General features: G+C 72.5%; 13 protein-coding genes. 3 read left to right on the top strand and 10 right to left on the bottom strand.

Going from position 1 to position 18,024, the window contains the following annotated elements; all coding sequences use genetic code 11:
• Positions 1 to 25: 25 nt before the first annotated feature.
• The 3 genes from ACTMS9_RS12290 to ACTMS9_RS12280 form a co-directional block, all read right to left on the bottom strand.
• Positions 26 to 3,298 carry a lamin tail domain-containing protein gene (locus tag ACTMS9_RS12290; protein WP_441164941.1) on the bottom strand — a complete coding sequence of 1,091 codons (3,273 nt, stop codon included), beginning with the start codon at positions 3,296 to 3,298 and terminating at the stop codon, positions 26 to 28.
• Positions 3,299 to 3,395: 97 nt separating this feature from the next.
• Entirely contained in the window at positions 3,396 to 4,412 is a 1,017-nt protein-coding gene (locus ACTMS9_RS12285) for a GNAT family N-acetyltransferase (RefSeq protein ID WP_441142615.1), read from the bottom strand.
• A gap of 72 nt (positions 4,413 to 4,484) precedes the next feature.
• Complete coding sequence (locus ACTMS9_RS12280) at positions 4,485 to 6,002, bottom strand: lytic murein transglycosylase (RefSeq protein ID WP_441164940.1); 1,518 nt, start codon at positions 6,000 to 6,002, stop codon at positions 4,485 to 4,487.
• 56 nt (positions 6,003 to 6,058) lie between these two features.
• Here ACTMS9_RS12280 and ACTMS9_RS12275 point away from each other — a divergent pair, with 56 nt between their 5' ends.
• Entirely contained in the window at positions 6,059 to 6,280 is a 222-nt protein-coding gene (locus ACTMS9_RS12275; protein WP_154941724.1) for an FmdB family zinc ribbon protein, read from the top strand.
• 151 nt (positions 6,281 to 6,431) lie between these two features.
• Positions 6,432 to 9,263: an ATP-binding protein gene (locus ACTMS9_RS12270; RefSeq protein ID WP_441164939.1), complete on the top strand. Its 2,832-nt coding sequence runs from the start codon at positions 6,432 to 6,434 to the stop codon at positions 9,261 to 9,263.
• Positions 9,264 to 9,315: 52 nt separating this feature from the next.
• On the opposite strand, the gene ACTMS9_RS12265 is transcribed toward ACTMS9_RS12270, so the two are convergent.
• Together ACTMS9_RS12265 and ACTMS9_RS12260 are read right to left on the bottom strand one after the other, a co-directional pair.
• Positions 9,316 to 9,855, bottom strand: coding sequence for a phospholipase (locus tag ACTMS9_RS12265; protein ID WP_441142240.1), 540 nt, complete (start codon positions 9,853 to 9,855; stop codon positions 9,316 to 9,318).
• Between the two features lie 175 nt (positions 9,856 to 10,030).
• The gene (locus ACTMS9_RS12260) at positions 10,031 to 11,695 is read right to left on the bottom strand and encodes a glycoside hydrolase family 10 protein (RefSeq protein ID WP_441164938.1); all 1,665 of its coding nucleotides are present in this window, start codon (positions 11,693 to 11,695) and stop codon (positions 10,031 to 10,033) included.
• Between the two features lie 306 nt (positions 11,696 to 12,001).
• On the opposite strand from ACTMS9_RS12260, the gene ACTMS9_RS12255 reads away from it, so the two are divergent.
• Positions 12,002 to 12,274, top strand: coding sequence for a hypothetical protein (locus ACTMS9_RS12255; protein WP_441164937.1), 273 nt, complete (start codon positions 12,002 to 12,004; stop codon positions 12,272 to 12,274).
• Between the two features lie 37 nt (positions 12,275 to 12,311).
• Here the strand turns inward: ACTMS9_RS12255 and ACTMS9_RS12250 are convergent, their stop codons facing one another.
• The 5 genes from ACTMS9_RS12250 to arfA form a co-directional block, all read right to left on the bottom strand.
• Positions 12,312 to 13,214 (bottom strand): glycoside hydrolase family 43 protein, encoded by a 903-nt coding sequence (locus tag ACTMS9_RS12250; RefSeq protein WP_441164936.1) that lies wholly within the window; start codon positions 13,212 to 13,214, stop codon positions 12,312 to 12,314.
• 116 nt (positions 13,215 to 13,330) lie between these two features.
• On the bottom strand, positions 13,331 to 14,155 hold the full coding sequence (locus tag ACTMS9_RS12245) for a carbohydrate ABC transporter permease (protein ID WP_441164935.1): 825 nt from the start codon (positions 14,153 to 14,155) through the stop codon (positions 13,331 to 13,333).
• 10 nt (positions 14,156 to 14,165) lie between these two features.
• Positions 14,166 to 15,128: a carbohydrate ABC transporter permease gene (locus ACTMS9_RS12240; protein WP_441164934.1), complete on the bottom strand. Its 963-nt coding sequence runs from the start codon at positions 15,126 to 15,128 to the stop codon at positions 14,166 to 14,168.
• A gap of 6 nt (positions 15,129 to 15,134) precedes the next feature.
• Positions 15,135 to 16,463 carry an ABC transporter substrate-binding protein gene (locus tag ACTMS9_RS12235; protein WP_441142245.1) on the bottom strand — a complete coding sequence of 443 codons (1,329 nt, stop codon included), beginning with the start codon at positions 16,461 to 16,463 and terminating at the stop codon, positions 15,135 to 15,137.
• A gap of 40 nt (positions 16,464 to 16,503) precedes the next feature.
• A complete protein-coding gene (gene arfA, locus ACTMS9_RS12230; protein ID WP_441164933.1) occupies positions 16,504 to 18,015 on the bottom strand; it encodes an arabinosylfuranosidase ArfA in 1,512 nt (503 codons plus the stop codon).
• Positions 18,016 to 18,024 lie beyond the last annotated feature (9 nt).

Below are 18,024 nucleotides of genomic sequence, written 5' to 3'. Positions count from 1 at the left end.
ACGGGCCGTCGGGACAGCAGGAACCTCAGTCGTCGTTCGTGATGGTGCCCACCGCCAGCGGATCGGCCAGCCGCAGGTTCAGCGGGCCGGCGACCGCGAACGCGATCTTCTCGTCCGCCTCGACCTTCCGGTCACCCCGGACGGTCACCGGGAAGGCCAGCGAGGTCTGCCCGGCGGGCAGGACCCGGCAGCCGACGTACGGGTCGAAGTCCGAACCGGCCGAGGCGGTCAGGCCGACCGCGGCGGCGCAGAGCGTCGTCGGCGCCGACAGCGGGCGGGAGACGGTGACCTGGAAGGTCAGGGTGCTGTCACCCTTGTCGCCCTCGGCCACCGACGCGTCGGCCACCCGCAGCGACGGCTGCGCGCGGAACCGGGCGACCGACGGGTCGTGGTCGCTGGCGCCACGCGACCCGTCGCCGCTGACGTCGGACGGCCAGTCGGCGTTGACGTGCGCCGTCCGCACCTGCACCAGGTCGGCGTGGAGCGCGTCGTTGACGAAGATGCTGTCCAGCGTCTGCGCCTGCCCGCTGAAGTTGTACGAGTACGCCGCCGCCGGCACGTCCGCGACCAGGTCGTCCCAGAGGTTGTGCAGGCCGGCCCCGTAGAGCGGGGCGAGCTGGTCCGACGGGGTCGGGTTCGCCGCGGTGGCGATCGGGTCGTCCGGGCGGGGGAAGACGTTCATGTCGCCGCCGTAGACCACCCGGGCGTGCGGGTCCGACTCCTCGATCGCGGTGACGATCGCGGCACCGTACGTCGCCTGCTCGGTCCGCTGCCCGACCCTGGTGTCCGGGCCGGACGAGTAGTGGTTGCTCAGCGCGTACAGCAGGTAGGACTCCGAGCCGTCCGGCGTCGCCCTCACCACGAACTTGCCCAGCTGGGGGGCGCGGGTGAAGACGTTGTCGCCGTCCTTGCCCGTCGAGGTGTCCGTGTCGGCGGGCAGCTGCGCGTTGAGCGCCTTCGGGTTCTGCACGTCCGCGTTGGACGGCAGCCCCGCCGACCGGTACTCCACCGTCGGCGTGGCGCCGAGCAGCGGGTCGGTGGCGGTCGCCTCGGCCAGCGAGAGCCGGTCGGTGCGGTAGAGGAACGCGGAGGTGATGCCCCGGGCGTCCGCGCCGGTCCGGTCGTACGCGGCGACGTAGGCCGGGCCACCGGCGGCCGCGATCGTCAGCGCCAGGTCCTGGAGGGTGTCCGGAGCGCCGTCGGCGTCGTTGGTGTCGCCGCAGACCAACTCGGTGCCGGAGACCGTGCAGATGTCCTGGTCCTCGGCCTCCTGCACCAGGATCAGGTCCGGGGAGTGCAGGTCGGTGCGGATCTGGTCGGCGAGCGCGGCCAGGTGCTCCCGGTAGTCGGCCTCGTCGGCCGGCACGTAGTCGAACGGCGGCCGGACCCCGGTGCAGCCAGGGTTGCCGGTGAAGTCGCAGCCGTCGAACGGGTCGTCCCGGAAGTCGTACAGGTTCTCCACGTTGTAGGTCGAGACGGCGACCTCACGGTTGCGGTCGGCCGGCTGCGGCGGGTTGTTCGCCGACGGGTCGGCGCCCGCGGTGAGGGAGAGCGTCTCCGGCTGCACGGTGAACTTGCTGAAGCCGTAGGAGACCGCGCCGAACGCGTCCGTGGCGAGGGTGTCGAAGGTGCGGGCCGGCGGCAGCAGCGTGGCCGAGTCGCCGGCCGTGGCCTTGACCCCGCCCGCGCCCAGCAGGACGCGCTGGTTGTTGCCGTTGTCGAAGAGGGTGCCCGGGATGTCGTCCAGCGGGTGGGCGTCCCGGAACACCCGCCGGGCGTACGGGTCGGTCCGCTTCATGATCGGGTCCTCGCGGTCCACCACGTAGATCTCGGAGTCGGCGGTGGAGGCGAAGATGTGGCGCGGGGCGGACACCCCACTGCCCGAGCGGACCCGCATCCGGGTGCCCTCGTGCCGCTCCCAGAACCGATTCGCGTCGGCCGCCTCGGCCGGCGGGACCGCGTCGTCCACCGCGACGGCGGTGTTCACGTCCAGGCCGGAGTCCAGCCTGCGCACCAGCGAGGCGCCGGAAAGCTGGGTCTGGTTGAAGAACTCCGACACCCGGCCACGCAGCACCACCTCGTCGCCGACGGTCGGCGCGTAGCCGCCGATCAGCGTGGTGAACGAGCCCGTGAAGACGAAGAGGCCGTCGGAGGTGAGCGGGTCGCCGTCCTCGGCGCCCGTACGGCTCTGCAGGTAGAAGCCGTACTGGTCGGCGCCGGCCGAGGTGCGGGTGAGCGACTTCTGCGTGATCACGCCGCGCACGTCGTACAGCGTGGAGCTGGTGCCGTTGCCGCTGGCCGGGGCGAGCGGGGAGCGGTCCGTGTGGCCGTTCTCGTCGTCCCGGGTCGGGCCCTGCACCTCGCCCACCGCCAGCACGGTGGTGGCCTGCACGGTCAGGGTGCAGGTGGCGGTGCCGCCCTCGGCGTCGGTGGCGGTCAGGGTCACCGCGTACGCCCCGGCGGGCAGGCCGGTCACGGTGACCGTGGCGGTGGCGGTGCCGCCGCCGGCGGTGGCCGGCGTGAAGGCCGTCCGGCTGATCGAGCCGGTGGCCGGCGTCGGGTTCACCGAGGTGACGGCGAGATCGGTGACCGTGTCGTCCGCGTCCGTGGCGGTGACCTGGCGGGTGGCGGTCGCGCCGGCCTCCAGGGTCAGCGCGCCGCCGCAGTTCAGCGTGGCCGGCTGGTCCACCGGGCCGCCGCCGTCCACGGTGTGCGCGCCCAGACCGTCGAAGGTGTCGGTCGGCAGGCCCGTCCACTGGGCGGCCGGGTCGAACGCGTCGGACGGGTCGGTGTCCCCGATGGAGACCGACGGCAGCCGCCGCAGCGTGTTGTCGGCGGTGCTGGTCAGCCCGCTGCCCCACTCGGTACCGGGGTCGACGCCGACCTGGCCGATCGAGTCGAGCACCGCGCCGGCCTTGCGCAGCACGATCGCGTCGTCCCCGTTGAACAGCGACGCGCCGGTGGTCTGGTCGGCCTGGGCGAGGACCGCCGGGGCGGCCGAGGAGGCGGCGAAGACGAAGGCGTCGCCGGCGGCGACGGTGCCGCTCAGCGCGACGTTCGTCGGCGTGGTCGAGCCGTTGAAGTAGAGCTGGAGCTGGTAGCCGCCGGCGGTGAGGTCGACCGGGGAGCCGGTGCCGTTGAACAGCTCGATCGCCTTGTTGTTCGACGAGCCTTCGACGTACTCGGAGATGAACAGGTCGGTGGGCGCGGCGATGGCCGCGGTGGGTGCGACGCCGATGACCGGAAGGGTGACGGCGGCGGCGGTTGCGAGCGCGGCGAATCTGCGGCGCGGGCGCATAGGGCCTCCACGATGGGTGGACGGGAACTAACGCACGTTAAGTGTCGTTGCTGTCCGCCGTCCATCCCCCGCGGGGGGCGGTGTGGTGAACTCGCGGTCAGCGGGCGGCGTCGAGTCGGTGCACCAGCTCGGCGACGTCCACGCTGTATTCGCACCACTCCCGGTCGGGGCGGTAGCCCAGCTCGGCGTTCACCTTGAGCATCGCCTCGTTGGCCTGGGCGTTCCAGGTCTGCACCTCGGCCAGCGTCGGCTCGGCCGAGCGCAGCTCCAGCAGCATCCGGGCCTTGATCGCCCGGTCGATGCCGTAGCCGCGGTGGTCCTGCACCACGATCGTGTCGTACTGGTCGGCCCGGGTGGGGTGCTGCGCCGGCACCACCACTTCGGTCAGCCCGGCGACCTCGCCGCTGTGCTCGTGCAGGGCCAGCACGATGTACGGCTTCATGCCCCGCCGGTGCAGCGTGTCCAGGCTGTCCCGCAGCCGCTGCGGGTCGTACGAGCTGGGGCGCAGCTCGCCGTCGTCGACGTCGCGCACCTCGGCCTTGGCCCGCGCGTACGCCTCGATCAGGTCGTCCGGCGGGCCGCCCGGGCAGAACTCCAGGTGGTAGCCGGCGCCGATCCCGGTGGCCATCTCGGCCAGCGCCGGCCAGTCCACCGCGCCGAGGTCGAGCACGCTGCGGGTCTCGACGTACTCCCGGGTGAAGCCGAGCGACTCGTAGAAGGCGATCGCCGGCGTGTCACCGACCACCTCGACGCCGATCGACTGGAAGCCCTCCTGGTAGACCCGGCGGGCGGCGAGCAGGACCAGCTCACGACCCAGCCCGGTACGCCGGACGTCGGGGTGCACCAGCACCTCCAGCACGCCGATGTCGCCGAGCAGCAGCACGTGCACGTGGCCGAGGATCGGGCCGGGCCCGCCGTCCGGCCCGGGCTCCGCCTGAGCGACCCAGGAGATCCGCCGCTCACCCGGCATCACCTCGGAGAGGTATTCCCGCAGGGAACTCTCCCGCCAGGGCGGATCCTGCGGGAGATCCGCCGCCAGGACCGCGTTCAGCGTGTCCAGCACGGACGCGACCTCGTCGGACGACGCGGTCCGGGGATCCCACTCGCGCACCATCACCCGTCTAGCTTGCCGTCATCGGCTGCCGGGGGGAAGTGTCCGGTCCGGCAATGTATGCGAACGATCACGTCACGTACGGCTGGCCACCCCGTACTGGTTGGCCCTGTCGAAGACATCCTGGGCGTACCGGCGCACATCGTTGTAGGACAGGATGGCGCCCCACCAGTCGCCGGGGATGGTCATGTTCCGGCCGCCCTTGCAGAGGTACCGGGCGGCGGCGAGCGCCGCGTCGTCCAGGTCGTGCGGGTCCTTGCGGCCGTCGTTGTCGGCGTCGACGCCGATCTCCTGCCAGGTGGTCGGGATGAACTGCATCGGCCCGATCGCCCGGTCGTAGACGGTGTCCCGGTCGAAGAGCCCCCGGTCGGTGTCGGTGATCCGGGACCGGCCGCCCTGCCCGTCGAGCGGGTCGCCGATGATCTCCGGTTCGGCCCGGCCGGTCGACTGGAGGCTGGCGCCGTTTGCCTGCCCTTGCCGCGACTCGACGTACCCGATCGCGGCGAGCGTGGTCCAGCTCAGTTGGCAGCTGCGGTTGGTCTCGGCGAGCACCAGCTCGGCGTAGCCGTACGCCTGCATGGCCACCGGTGAGATGCCGACCCGCGCGCCGGTGGTCTGGGCCCAGGCGGCCAGGGCGTCGGCCGGGCGGCCGGTGGCGGGCGGGGCGACCGGCCCGGTCGGCGGCACGCCGCCGGGCAGCGCGGTCGCGGGCGGCAGCCCGGGCAACGCCGTCCCGCCCGGCAGCATCGGCACGGCGGTCGCGCCGGGCAGCGCACCCGGCGCGGGTACGACCACGGCGCCGTCGGTCGCGTCCACGGCCACCGGCTTGGGCGACCGGACGGCCGACGGGACCACCACGGCGCCGACCACCGCCGTGGCGGCGACCAGCGCGACGAGGAACACCCCGGGCAGGGTCAGCCGGCCGCTCGGGCGTCGGGACCAGGCCCGGGTGGCCCGGGCCGCGCCGACAACCGCCTGCCGGGGCGGCGGAAGCCGCACGGCGTGCGCGAACGGCATCCGGCGACGCCGTCCCGGCTCGCCGCCGGCCTTGGCGTCGTCCTTCGCCGGCTCCGCGCCGTCCTTCGTCGGCTCCTTCTTCGGGGCGTCGGTGGGCGTGGCGGTGGCCTCCGCGCCGGCCCTGCTCCCGTCACCGGCCTCCGTGCTGGTCTTGTCCGCTCCGGCCTTGCTCGTGCCGGCCTTCTCCGCGTCGCCCTTCTCGGCGTCGGCGGCCTTCACGCCGGCCTCCGCCGCGCCGGCCTCCGCCGCGCCGGCCTCCGCCGCGCCGGCCTCCGCCGCGCCGGCCTCCGCCGCGCCGGCCTCCGCCACGTCGGTCGTCCCGGCGTCCGCCTTCGCCGTGCCGTGCGTCCCCGGCCCGGCTTGCGCCGCCCCACCGTCGGTCAGCTCCACAGTGGCCGGCGCGCCGCCGGCGGTGGCCGCGGTCGACGGTTCGGCCGTGGACCGGTCGAGGAAGGGGCGGCGGGGGCGGGGGACCGGGGTCGGGTCCGGCGCGGCGCCGGAGCTGCCGAGCGGCCCGTCGGGCGGCGTCGCCGGTCGCAGGGGTCGCACCGTCGATGGTTCCTCGCCGCTCGCCACCCGTCGAGTATCACCCATCCGGGTGCGACCGTCAGGCCCGGTCGTACGCTGGGAGCATGCCCCGGTACGAGTTCCGCTGCCGCGCCTGCGGCGACACCTTCGAGGTCAACCGCCCGATGGCCCGGGCCGGTGATCCGGCGTCCTGCCCGCAGGGACACGCCGACACGGTCAAGCTGCTCTCCACCGTCGCGGTGACCGGCCGGGGCGGTGGTGGACCGGTGGGCGGCGCTCCGCCGGCGCCGGCCGGTGGCTGCTGCGGCGGTGGCGGCTGCTGCTGAGCGGCCACGACCGGCCCGTTCGGCGGCAGATCTTGCCGCTGACCGGCGGCAATGGCACCTTGGGGCGGACGCCGCCCGGCCGTTCTCACGATGCGTGACGGCCCGACCATAGGGCAGCATGAAGCCGACGTCAGGGGCGGAGGTTCCACGCATGTCGCCACGGATCCACCTCCCGAGCGGGTGGGTGACCTTCGTGTTCACCGACATCGAGGGTTCGACCCGGCTGGCCCAGCTGCTCGGGTCGGGCTACCGCCCCGTGCTGTGGGAGCATCGCCGGCTGCTCCGGGACACCCTCGCCGGCACCGACGGCGCGGAGCTGCTGACCGAGGGCGACTCGTTCTTCCTCGCCTTTCCCGACGCGGCGGCGGCGCTGACCGCCTGCCTGACCGCCCAACGCGCGCTGTCCACCCACGACTGGCCCACCCCCGAAGCCACCCCCAGGGTGCGGATGGGGCTGCACACCGGCTACGCGGAGCCGCGCGACGGCGAGTACGCCAGCCCTGAGGTGCACCGGGCCGCCCGGGTGGCCGCCGCCGCCCACGGCGGGCAGGTGCTCTGCTCGGCGGCGACCGCCCGGCACGCCGAACCGCTGCCGTCCGGCGCGTCCCTGCTCGACCTCGGCCTGCACCGGCTGCGCGGCTTCGACGACCGGGAGCGGCTCTTCCAGCTCGTCGCGCCCGGCCTGGAACGGCAGTTCCCCCGGCCGCGCACCGCCGACGCGGTGCCGCACAACCTGCCCACCCAGGTCACCTCCTTCATCGGCCGCGAGACCGAGCGCGCGGAGCTCGACCTGCTGGTACGCCGGCACCGGCTGGTCACCGTGCTCGGGGCCGGCGGCGCCGGCAAGACCCGGATGGCCGTCGAGCTGGCCGGCGGGATGGTCGAGGCGTACCCGGACGGCGTGTGGTTCGTCGACATCGCCACCGTCACCGACCCGGGGCTGGTGGCGTTCGCGGTCGCCGCGGTGCTCGGGCTGCGCCCCGAGCCGGGCCGCCCGATGCTGGACACCCTGGTCGAGTACGCCGCCGCCCGGCAGATGCTGGTGGTGCTGGACACCTGCGACGCCCAGCCGGCGGCCTGCGCCGAGGTGATCTCCCGGCTGCTCGCCGGCGGGAGCAAGGTGCGGGTGCTGGCCACCAGCCGGGAGTCCTTCGGCCTGCCCGGCGAGGTGGTCTGGCGGATCCCGCCGCTCTCGGTGGACCCGCAGCCGGGGCGTACCGAGAGCGACGCGGTGGCGCTGCTGCTGGACCGGACCGCGGCGGCCCGGGGCGGCCGGCCGCCGGACTGGGCGGAGGCCGGTGACCTGCGTCGGGTGGTGCGACGGCTGGACGGCCTCCCGTTGGCGATCGAGCTGGCCGCCGCCCGGCTCCGGGTGCTCTCTGCCGGGCAGCTCGCCGCCCGCCTCGACGACGTGCTCGGCACCCTGGACGCCGGGCGGGTCGTGCCGGAGCTGCCGGCGGACCGGGGCTGGATGGGCAACCAGCAGGACACCGTGGACCTGGCCGCCGCGGCGGCCGGGGCCGTGCCCCCGTCGGCCGCGCACCGGGCGGTGCAGCGTTCCGCCACCGAGCGGCACCTCACCATGCAGGCGACGGTCACCTGGTCGTACCGGACGTTGGGGCCACGCGCGTCACGGCTGCTGCGCTGGCTGGCGGTATTCGCCGGCCCGGTGGAGCTGTCCACCGTGGAGTGGCTGCTCGACGACGACCCGCTCGATCCGCTGTCGGTGCTGGTGGACAAGTCGATGCTGCTGGCCGAGCCGCACGCGTCGGGCAGCACGTACCGGATGCTCGATCCGATCCGGGCGTACGCGGCCCGCCGGCTGGTGGAGGCCGGCGAGGAGCAGGCGGCGCGGGACCGGCACGTCGCCTGGTCGGCGCACGCGCTGGAGAGCGCCCACCTGGGCCCGGACGGCCAACCGGTGACCCTCTCGCTGTACGCGCTCGACCCGCTGGCCAGTGAGCTGCGGGCCGCCCTGCGCTGGTGCGCCACCGGGGGCAGCGCCCGGGCCGGGTTGCGGCTGGCCGGCGGGCTGGACCAGTGGTGGCGGGAGCGGGGGCTGTCCCGGGAGGCGCGGCTCTGGCTGTTCCGGCTCTACGGGCGGATCGCCGAGACCGGCGAGGTGATCCCGGAGGCGGAGCTGGCGGCGGCGTACCACCTGCACTCGCTGCACGCCGGCGCGGACGGCGAGTTCGCCGAGGAGCTGCGCTACTCGCAGCGGGCGGAGGCGGCGGCCCGGCAGGCCGGTGACGCCGGGCTGCTCGCCCGGGTGCTGGCCGGGCGGGCCGCGCCGCTGATCGACATGGGGCAGTTCGCCGAGGCGGAGCGGGTCTGCCGCGAGGTGATCGACTGGGCGCACGAGCAGCAGGTGACCGGCGACGCGCTCTTCGCCATCTACAACCTGGCCGAGCTGCTGTGGCGGCGGGGCGCGCTGAACGAGGCGGCGGAGCTGCTCGGCGCGGCCCGCCCGGTGGAGGCGGCGCGGCCGGTCGAGCGGGGCCGGCGGTCGGTGGACATGCTGCTCGGCATGGTCGCCCTGGCCCGGGGCGATCTGGTCGCCGCGCACGAGCACCTGCTGGTGGCGCTCCGGTCCCGGATGAGCCACGGCTACCACGGCCGGGCCTGCGACACGGTCAACGCGGTGGCGGTCCGCTGCGCCGCCGGTGGTGAGCTGGGCACCGCCGCCCGGCTCTTCGGCGCGGCGCAGGCGACCCGGGCGCAACTGCGGGCCACCCCGGCCATCTACGGCAGCTACTGGCTGGAGCGCCAGGCCGAGCTGCGCCGGGTGCTCGGCGACGCCGCCTTCGACGCCGCGTACGGCGAGGGGGGCGAGCTGGGCCTGGAGGAGGCGGCGGCGCTGGCGTTGGCGGTGGAGCACCCCGACCTGGGGGCGGACTCGATCCGGTTCCGCACCGCCGGGGCGGCCGCGCCCCGGCAGGGTGGCCCGGGCCGGCAGGAGCTGGACCGCCGGGAGCGGGCCTGACACCGCCGGGCGCCCCGGTCTGGGACGCCCGGCGGAGTCGACGGCGGCGGGGTCAGCCGCGCAGGGCGGCGCGGCGCTCCGCGTCGGCCTTCATCCGGGCGGCCCGGTCGATGTCGGACTGCTGGACGGCGGCCACGGAGCCGAAGGTCTTGACCGCCTGGTAGTACGTCCAGGCCAGGCTGTAGCAGGCCGGCCGGACGACGGCGTTGTACGGGGCGCAGGCCCGCTTCAGGTCCTCGTAGAAGGCGCTGTCGAGGCGGGACTTGTTGGCGGAGAACTGGCCCATGGCCTTGTAGTTGCGGTAGCCGAAGTCGTGCCGGGCGCAGGAGAGGGTGAAGTTGAACCCGAGCGGGTTGTCCGGGCTCGACGAGCAGTAGTCGGTGGACCAGTCGAAGGCGTAGTCGGCCCAGGCGGCCTTGTTCAGCCGGGCGGAGTTCCAGGCGTTGTAGCTGGTGGCGCTGGTCTGTGTCCAGCTGGAGAGCACCGAGAGCTTCTGCTGGGGAGTCACCGCGAACGCGGGCGAGCTCACGCCGAGCAGGGCGAGCAGTGCGAACGCGCCGGCGGCGAAGAGGGTGGCAAGTCGTCTGGGCATTCGGGTACCTCCGCGGGGGTGGCCTACGACCGGTGACCGGTGGATCACCGTTGGTCGCATCAGTTTCGATCAATTCCCATACGTGGAGGTGTTACCGGCGGGTACTATTGATGACAGACGATGAAACAGACGAATGCCCCGGGCGGTAACACCGCCCGGGGCATTCGCGGCTGGGTCAGCGCACCACCCGCGCCGGGCTGGGCAGGCTCTCGTTCCAGAGCCGGTCCAGCGCGGTCACGTGGTACGTGTACGTCCGCCCCGGCTCCGCCGTGGCGTCCACGAAGGACTGCACCGCGGTGGCGTCGTCGGCGCGCAGGGTGCCGACCAGGTGGGACGCGTCGGCGAAGCCGCAGGCGTCGACCCGCTCGCCGGAGTCGAAGCGGTAGACCGCGTACGAGGTGGCGTCGCCGAACGGGCCCTGGCCGTCGGCCGGCTGCCGCCAGCTCAGCCGCACCCCATCGTCGGACCGCTCCGCCCCGGTGACCAGCGGGGGCAGCAGCGGCTTGGCGGGCAGGTGCGGCATCGCCGGCACCAGCGCCGGCCGGGAGTAGTGCTCGCCGGCGTAGATGTCGGTGGCGCCGAGCCGGTTGGCCCGCACCTGCACGGCCGAGAAGTGCACGTTGCCGAGCACCTCCGGGTACGACCGGTTGAGCGTCAGGTGGTCGGACAGCTCGCGCGGGTTCTGCCAGAACGGCCCGTACACCGGTTCGCCGCTCTTGTAGTCGGCCTGGCCGATGTAGAGCTGCACCCGGGTGCCGCGTACCGTCTCGGCCCACCACGGCACCAGCCGGGCGTAGTCGGCGGCCGGGTACTGGCCGATGTACCAGTAGAGCTGCGGCACCACGTAGTCGATCCACTCCTGCTTGACCCACTTGCGGGTGTCGGCGGAGATGATGTCGTACGACTGGCTGCCGGTGGTGTCCGAGCCCAGCGGGTCGGCCGACTTGTTACGCCAGATGCCGAACGGGCTGACCCCGAACTTGACCCACGGCTTGACCGCCTTGATCTTGGCGTTCATCTCCTGGATCAGCAGGTTGATGTTGTCCCGCCGCCAGTCCGCCCTGTCGGTGAAGCCCCGGTTGTGGGCGGCGAAGGTGGCGTCGTCCGGCACCTGGTGGGTGCCGCTCGGGTACGGGTAGAAGTAGTCGTCGAAGTGCACGCCGTCGACGTCGTACCGGTTGACCGCGTCCATCATCGCGGTCTGGACGAACTCGCGGACCTCGGGGATGCCGGGGTTGTAGTAGAGCCGGCTGCCGGCCACGCCGGCCGGCGGGTAGGCGAAGGTCCACTCCGGGTGCTGCCGCGCCGGGTGGTTCGGCGCGAGCTTGGTGAGGTCCGCGCCGGCGCCGCCCGGGGCCGGCATGGAGACCCGGTACGGGTTGAACCAGGCGTGGAACTCCAGGTTCCGCTTGTGCGACTCGGTGACGAGGAACTTCAGCGGGTCCCAGCCCGGGTCCTGGCCGCGCACCCCGGTGAGGTACTCCGACCACGGCTCGTACGGCGAGGGCCAGAATGCGTCGGCGGTCGGCCGGACCTGGACGACGACGGCGTTGTGGTTGAGCTTCTGCGCCAGGTCGAGCCAGGCCAGGTACTCGGCCTGCTGCTTGGCCACCTGGTCGGCGGCGGTCTGCGAGGCCTTGCTGGGCCAGTCGATGTTGGTGACCGACGCGATCCACATGGCCCGGAACTGGCGCTTCGGGGTGGTCGGGTCGGTGATGCAGTCGGTGGTGGCGGGTTCGGTGGCCGCCGTGTCCGGTGCGGCGCTCGCGGGCGAGCCGGCGACCAGCGCGCCGAGCAGTGCCACGGCCAGCCCGGCGGCTCGGAGCCGAGTTGCCTTCATGCGGTGTGTCCCTTCGTCGGGCTCCCGGTTGTCGCGGCGTCCGTGGCAAGATTCGCCAGCGGCTATCTACCGCTGGTAGGAAATTTTCACACCTGGTGGGCTTCGCGCAAGGGTCCGACCTGGATGTCCGGATACCGGCAAACTCGCCGGGGGTGGCCAAGCCGGCCACCGTGCGAACCGTGACGGTCCCCACACGCGGGGTCAGCGCCCGATCGGCCCGTGAAGTGGTGATTGGCGAGGGTCTGTGCTGGGTAGCATCGCCGGTCACCGGCCGCCACGGGGGCGGTCAAGGAAGGGGCGAACGCGGTGTCCGTGCTGCGCACCAAACCGATCAAGGACGTGCTGGCCCAGGACGAGGCCGACGGGAGCGACGGCAAGCTCGGGCTGAAGCGCCACCTCGGCGCGCGCGACCTCACCGGCTTCGGCATCGGCATCGTGATCGGCACCGGCATCTTCACGCTGACCGGCATCGAGGCCCGGGACAGCGCCGGGCCCGGCGTGGTGATCTCGTTCGCCATCGCCGGGGTGGTCGCCTGCTCGCCGCGCTCTGCTACGCCGAGTTGGCCACTCTTTCCGTGAAAGTGCGCCCACGGGGGCGGGGGGATGGGGGTGGGGGTCAGGGGCGGGGTTGGGGGGTGGCGGTGGGGCCCTTCACGACGGGTTTGCCGTTCTCCCAGGAGACCTCGTCGAGCCAGACCTGGCGGCCGGGGTCCGTGCTGCCCTCCTGGCCGGGCGGCCAGGCGTGGTAGACCAGCCAGGTCCGGCCGTCCTTGACGACCATCGAGGCGTGGCCGGGACCCGAGGCGACCTGGTTGGTCTTCAGGATCGGGTTCTCGGCGGCCTTCACGCAGGGGCCGGTCGGGCTCTCGCAGACCGCGTAGCCCTCGGCGTAGGTGGCCCGGTCGTACGCGTTGGCGGCGAAGAAGAGATACAACCGCCCGTCGTGGCGGTGGAAGAACGGACCCTCGATCAGGGTGCCCTCCCACGGCTCGGTCTGCTTCAGCAGCTTCGTCGGCTCGCCGATGAGCTTCAGCCCGTCGTCGGAGAGGCGCTGCGACCAGAGCCAGGTGTCCACCCCGATCGCGTTGCCGTCGTTCTTCCAGAGCAGCCATAGGCTGCCGTCGGTGTCCCGGAACGGGCTCGCGTCGATCGCCCCGCCCAGCTCGGCCTGGCAGATGAACGGTTCGGTCGAGTCGTCCCGGTACGGCCCCTGCGGACTGCTGGCCACCGCCCGCCCCACGCACTGCCGGCCGGAATCCCGCCCGGCGACGGTGTAGTAGAGCAGGAACCGGTCCGGGGCGAGTTGGATCGCCTCCGGCGCCCAGGTCTTTCCCGGGTCCGCCCAGCCGGGCAGCTCGGGCAGGGCGTCCTCGGCCTCGCTCCAGGCGACCAGGTCGGCCGAGCGCCGCACCGGCACGTTGCGGCCGCCGCTGTTGGTGTGGAACAGCCACCAGGCGTCGCCGGCCCGCATCACCTGCGGGTCGGGGGCGTCGGCGCGTACCACGGGGTTGGTGAACATGCTCGGGTCGCTCCGCGTACTCGTTGGGTCGTCCGCACCGTTCTCGCCGCAGCCAGCGACGAGCAGTGCGGCGGCGAGGACCGCCGCCGCACCGCGTAGCCGGGTGTGCCCGGCGCTCATCCCTTCAGGCCGCTGCGCGAAACGCCCTGGATGATGTGCCGCTGGGCCGCCACGAAGAGGATCAGCACCGGCACGCTGGCCAGCACCGCCCCGGCCATGATCACCGGGTAGTCGCTGACATAGGCGCCCTGGAGCAGGCCCAGGCCCGCCGGCAGGGTCAGCCGCTCCGGGCTGAACAGGACGTAGATCGGCCAGAGGAAGTCGTTCCAGTTGGTGAGGAACGACAGCACCGCCAGCGTGGCCAGGGCCGGCTTGGAGAGCGGCAGCAGCACCTGCGTGAAGATCTGCCAGTGGTTGGCGCCGTCCAGCACCGCCGCCTCCTCCAGCTCGGCGGGGATGCTGAGGAAGAACTGCCGCAGGAAGAACACCCCGAACGCGCTGGCCGCGCCGGGCACGATCACCACGGTCAGGGTGTCCAGCCAGCCGAGCCGGTCGGCGATCACGAAGTTCGGGATGATCAGCGAGGTGGGCGGGATGAACAGGGTCCCGATGATCAGCGCGAAGCTGACCGCCCGGCCGCGGAACCGGAGCCGGGCCAGCGCGTACGCGGCCATCGAGGCGGTGACCAGCACCAGCAGCGCGTGCAGGGTGGCCGCCAGCATGCTGTTGACGAACCAGCGCAACACCGGGTTCGAGGTGTTGCCGAGGATCTGCTCGTAGCCGTAGGTGGAGAACGGGTGGGGCACGAAGCTCGGCGGGATCTTCTGGGCGTCGCCGTAGGTCTTCACCGAGGTGATCGCCATCCAGAACAACGGGGTCAGGAAGACCAGGGCCAGCAGCACCAGGACCGCGTAGCGCGTGAAGCGGCGGAGAGTCGTCATGGTCGGCCCCTCAGTCTTCCCGGTACCGGAAGAACCGGAAGTTGACGATGCTGATCACCGTGAGCGCCAGCGCGAAGACGATGCTCATCGCGGCGGCCCGGCCGGCGTCGTTGTCCCGCAGCCCCTCGTCGACGATCCGCCAGACCACGGTGCGGGTCTGCTGGCCCGGGGCGCCCTGGGTGATCAGGAACGACTGCCCGAAGACGTTCGCCGAGGCGAGGATCGTGGTGGTCAGCACGAAGAGCATGACCGGGCGCAGCCCGGGCAGGGTGACGTTGCGGAACCGGTCCCAGGCGTTCGCCCCGTCCATCCTCGCCGCCTCGTAGAGCTCCGGCGAGATGTCCTGCAGGCCGGCCAGGTAGATCACCGCGTTGAACCCGGAGGTCCACCAGACGGTGACCCCGACCAGCGATACCCAGGCCCACGGCACGTCGGTCACCCACGGGGTGTCCGACGGCAGGCCGACCGCGCCGAGCAGCCGGTTGAGCAGGCCCAGGTTGGCGTCGAGCAGGAAGCGCCAGAGCAGGCCGATCACCGCCACCCCGAGCACGTACGGCGCGAAGTAGAGCGCCCGGAAGAACGTCCGCCCCGGGAACGACCGGTTGAGCAGCAGCGCCAGCCCCAGCGGTACGACCACCAGCAGCGGCACCGAGAAGACCGTGAAGATCGTGGTGGCCCGGACGCTGGACCACCAGTCGCCGTAGATGGCCGACTCGCTGTCGAAGAGGTCACGGTAGTTGGTTAGCCCGACGAAGGGCCGGTTGGGCAGTTGGAGGTCCCACTGGTGGACGCTCAGCCAGACGCCGAAGAGGATCGGCAGCAGCCCGAACGCCAGGAAGAGCAGCAGGTACGGCGCGAGGAAGAGGTACGGGGTCGCGCGGCTGCCCCGCTCCGTCGCGCCCCGGCGGTTCTTCCCGCCCGCCGGGGGCGGCGCGTCCTTGCGCGCCGCCCCGACCTCGATCACGTCCGCCACGGGAAATCAGCTCCCGTACTTCTTGCGGTTGTCCTCCAGCTGCTTGGTCGCCTTGGCCGCGCCGTCGTCGAGGGCCTGCTTGGGCGACTTCTTGCCCAGCACGGCCTCGTTGAAGGAGGTGTAGAAGGTGGTGACCACCTCGCCCAGCCCGGGAACCGCCGGCGGGAAGGCCGCGTAGTCCAGCTCCGGGGCGAGGGTGGCGACGTTCGGGATGGCCTTGAACTCGGCACCCTCCCGGACCTCCTTGCGGGCCGGGACCTGACCGCCCTTCGCCCAGTCCAGCGAGTGCTCGCTGAGCCAGTTGATGAACACCTTCGCGCCGGAGATCTTGTTGTTGTCGGCGCTGCGCTGCTTGACGATGGTGAAGTTGTGCGAGTTCGCCCAGGCGGCCTTCTGGCTGCCGATCTGCGGCAGCTCGGCGACGCCGATCTGCGCGCTCGGGTCCTTGGCGATGTCGTTGATCTGCCAGATGCCGTTGAAGTTGAAGGCGTTCTTGCCGCTCTTGAGGGCGAGGTAGTCGCCGTCCTGGCCGACGTTCGACGGCGAGTGCCCCTGCTTGATCAGGTCCACCAGCCAGGTGCACGCCTCGATCGCCGGGTCGGAGTTGAAGGTGGCCTTGGTGACCTCGGCGTCGAAGAGGGTGCCGCCCCACTGGTGCAGCAGCGAGTAGAACGTCATGCCGCCGGTGAACTGGAACGGGCTGATCCAGAAGCCCTGCACGCCGGACTTCTTCAGCTCGGTCAGCGCGGCGGTGAACTCGTCACGGGTGGTCGGCGGCTTGTTCGGGTCCAGGCCGGCCTTCTGCATCACGGCCTTGTTGTAGTAGAAGCCGAGCGGGTGCATGTCCAGCGGGATGCCGTACCGCTTGTTGTTGTAGAGGCCGCCCTTCCAGACGGTCGGCGCGAAGTCACCCTCGCTGAGCTCCAGCGCCTTGGCCACGTCGTCCAGCTCGGTGATCACGCCGCGGGCGGCGAAGGTGGCCAGCTGGTCCATGTGCATGACCGCGATGTCCGGGCCCGAGCCGCTGGAGACCGCACCGGGGAGCTTGCTGTAGTAGTCGTCCCACCGGTAGGTGTTCACCGCGATCGCGATGTTCTGGTGCTCGGCGTTGAACTGCTCGACCAGCTTCTTGAAGATGTCGCCGTCACCGCCGGTGAAGCCGTTCCACAGGTTCAGCGAGACCTTGGGGCCGGTGTACTCCTTGCCACCGTTGCCGGTCGCGGTCGACTTGCTGGCGCTGCCGCCGCCGCAACCGGCGAGGGTCAGCGACGCGGCCGCGCCGAGACCCACGCCGAGACCGAGCAGCCGCCGCCGGCTCATTTCGTTCTGCATCATGCGGGTTTCTCCTTGGGGGACGGGGTGAAGTATTCCCTGGTCAGGGCCGCGACGCGAAACGCAGCACGTTCCAGGAAACCGCCGGCAGGCGTACGGTGCAGCGACCGCCGTCGGGGGTGGGGGTGGGCAGTGCGCGAGGCGTCACCCGGTCGGGCTCGGCCTCGGTGTTGATCGCCTCCGGGTCGTCCCCGGCGGCGAGACTCAGGTGCTCGACTCCGCGCAGGCCGGGCAGGCCGCGCAGGTCGAGGTCGAGCGGGAGATCGTCGGAGCCCCGGTTGACGGCGAAGACGGTCAGCTCGCCGGACTCCTCGTCGTGCACCGCCACGGTGTCCAGCACCGGCACCGCGCCGAACCGCTTCGTCTCGTAGTCCGGCGTGACCGGCTCGGTGCGCAGCACCGTCCCCCGGGCGTACCGGGCGGTGAGGGCGAACGGGTGGAAGATGCTCTGCCGCCAGGCCGGCCCGCCGGTGCGGGTGCGGATCGGGGCGATCACGTTGGCCAGCTGCGCCTGGCAGGCGACGCCGACCCGGTCGGCGTGCCGGAGCAGGGTGATCAGCAGGTCACCGACGACCACCGCGTCGACCGCGGTGAAGTCGTCCTCGATCAGTGCGGGCGCCTCGACCCAGCCGCGCCGGTCCAGGTCGGCCTTGAGCCGGGACTCGTACCAGACGTTCCACTCGTCGAAGGAGACCTTGAGCTTGCGCCGGTGCCGCTGCTTGGCGGCCACGTGGTCGGCGGTGGCGACCACCTCGCGGATGAAGTTGTCCATGTCCACCGCCGAGGCCAGGATGCTGGCCTGGTCGCCGTCGGACGGGTCGTAGTAGGTGTGCGCGGAGATGTAGTCGACGTGTTCGTAGGTGTGCTCCAGCACCGTCGCCTCCCAGGAGGCGTAGGTGGGCATCCGCCGGTTGGAGCTGCCGCAGGCGACCAGGCTGATCGAGGGGTCGATCATCTTCATCGCCCGGGCGGTCTCGGCGGCGAGCCGGCCGTACTCGTCGGCGGTCTTGTGGCCGACCTGCCACGGGCCGTCCAGCTCGTTGCCGAGGCACCAGAGCCGCACCCCGTACGGCTCCTCGGCGCCGTGCTTGCGGCGCAGGTCCGACAGCTGGGTGCCGCCCGGGTGGTTGGCGTACTCCAGCAGGTCGCAGGCCTCCTGCACGCCCCGGGTGCCCAGGTTAACGGCCATCATCGGCTCGACGGCGGCCTCGGCGGCCCAGGTCATGAACTCGTCCAGCCCGAAGGCGTTGGTCTCGATGGTCTTCCAGGCCAGGTCGAGCCGGCGCGGGCGGTCGCCGACCGGGCCGACGCCGTCCTCCCAGCGGTACCCGGAGACGAAGTTGCCGCCGGGGTAGCGGACCACGGAGACGCCCAGCTCGCGGGTGAGCGAGAGCACGTCGCCGCGCAGGCCGCGCGAGTCGGCGGTGGGGTGGCCGGGCTCGTAGACCCCGCCGTAGACGCAGCGCCCCATGTGCTCGACGAAAGAGCCGAAGAGCCGCCGGTCAGCGGGGCCGATCGCGAAGGCCGGATCGATCGTCAGCCGGGCGTTGCGCAAGGGGTGCCA

Source organism: Micromonospora sp. L31, from assembly GCF_052068075.1.
Taxonomy (GTDB): domain Bacteria; phylum Actinomycetota; class Actinomycetes; order Mycobacteriales; family Micromonosporaceae; genus Micromonospora; species Micromonospora purpureochromogenes.
The sequence above is the reverse complement of the archived record's forward strand: the minus strand, read 5'-3'. Positions and strand labels throughout refer to the sequence as shown.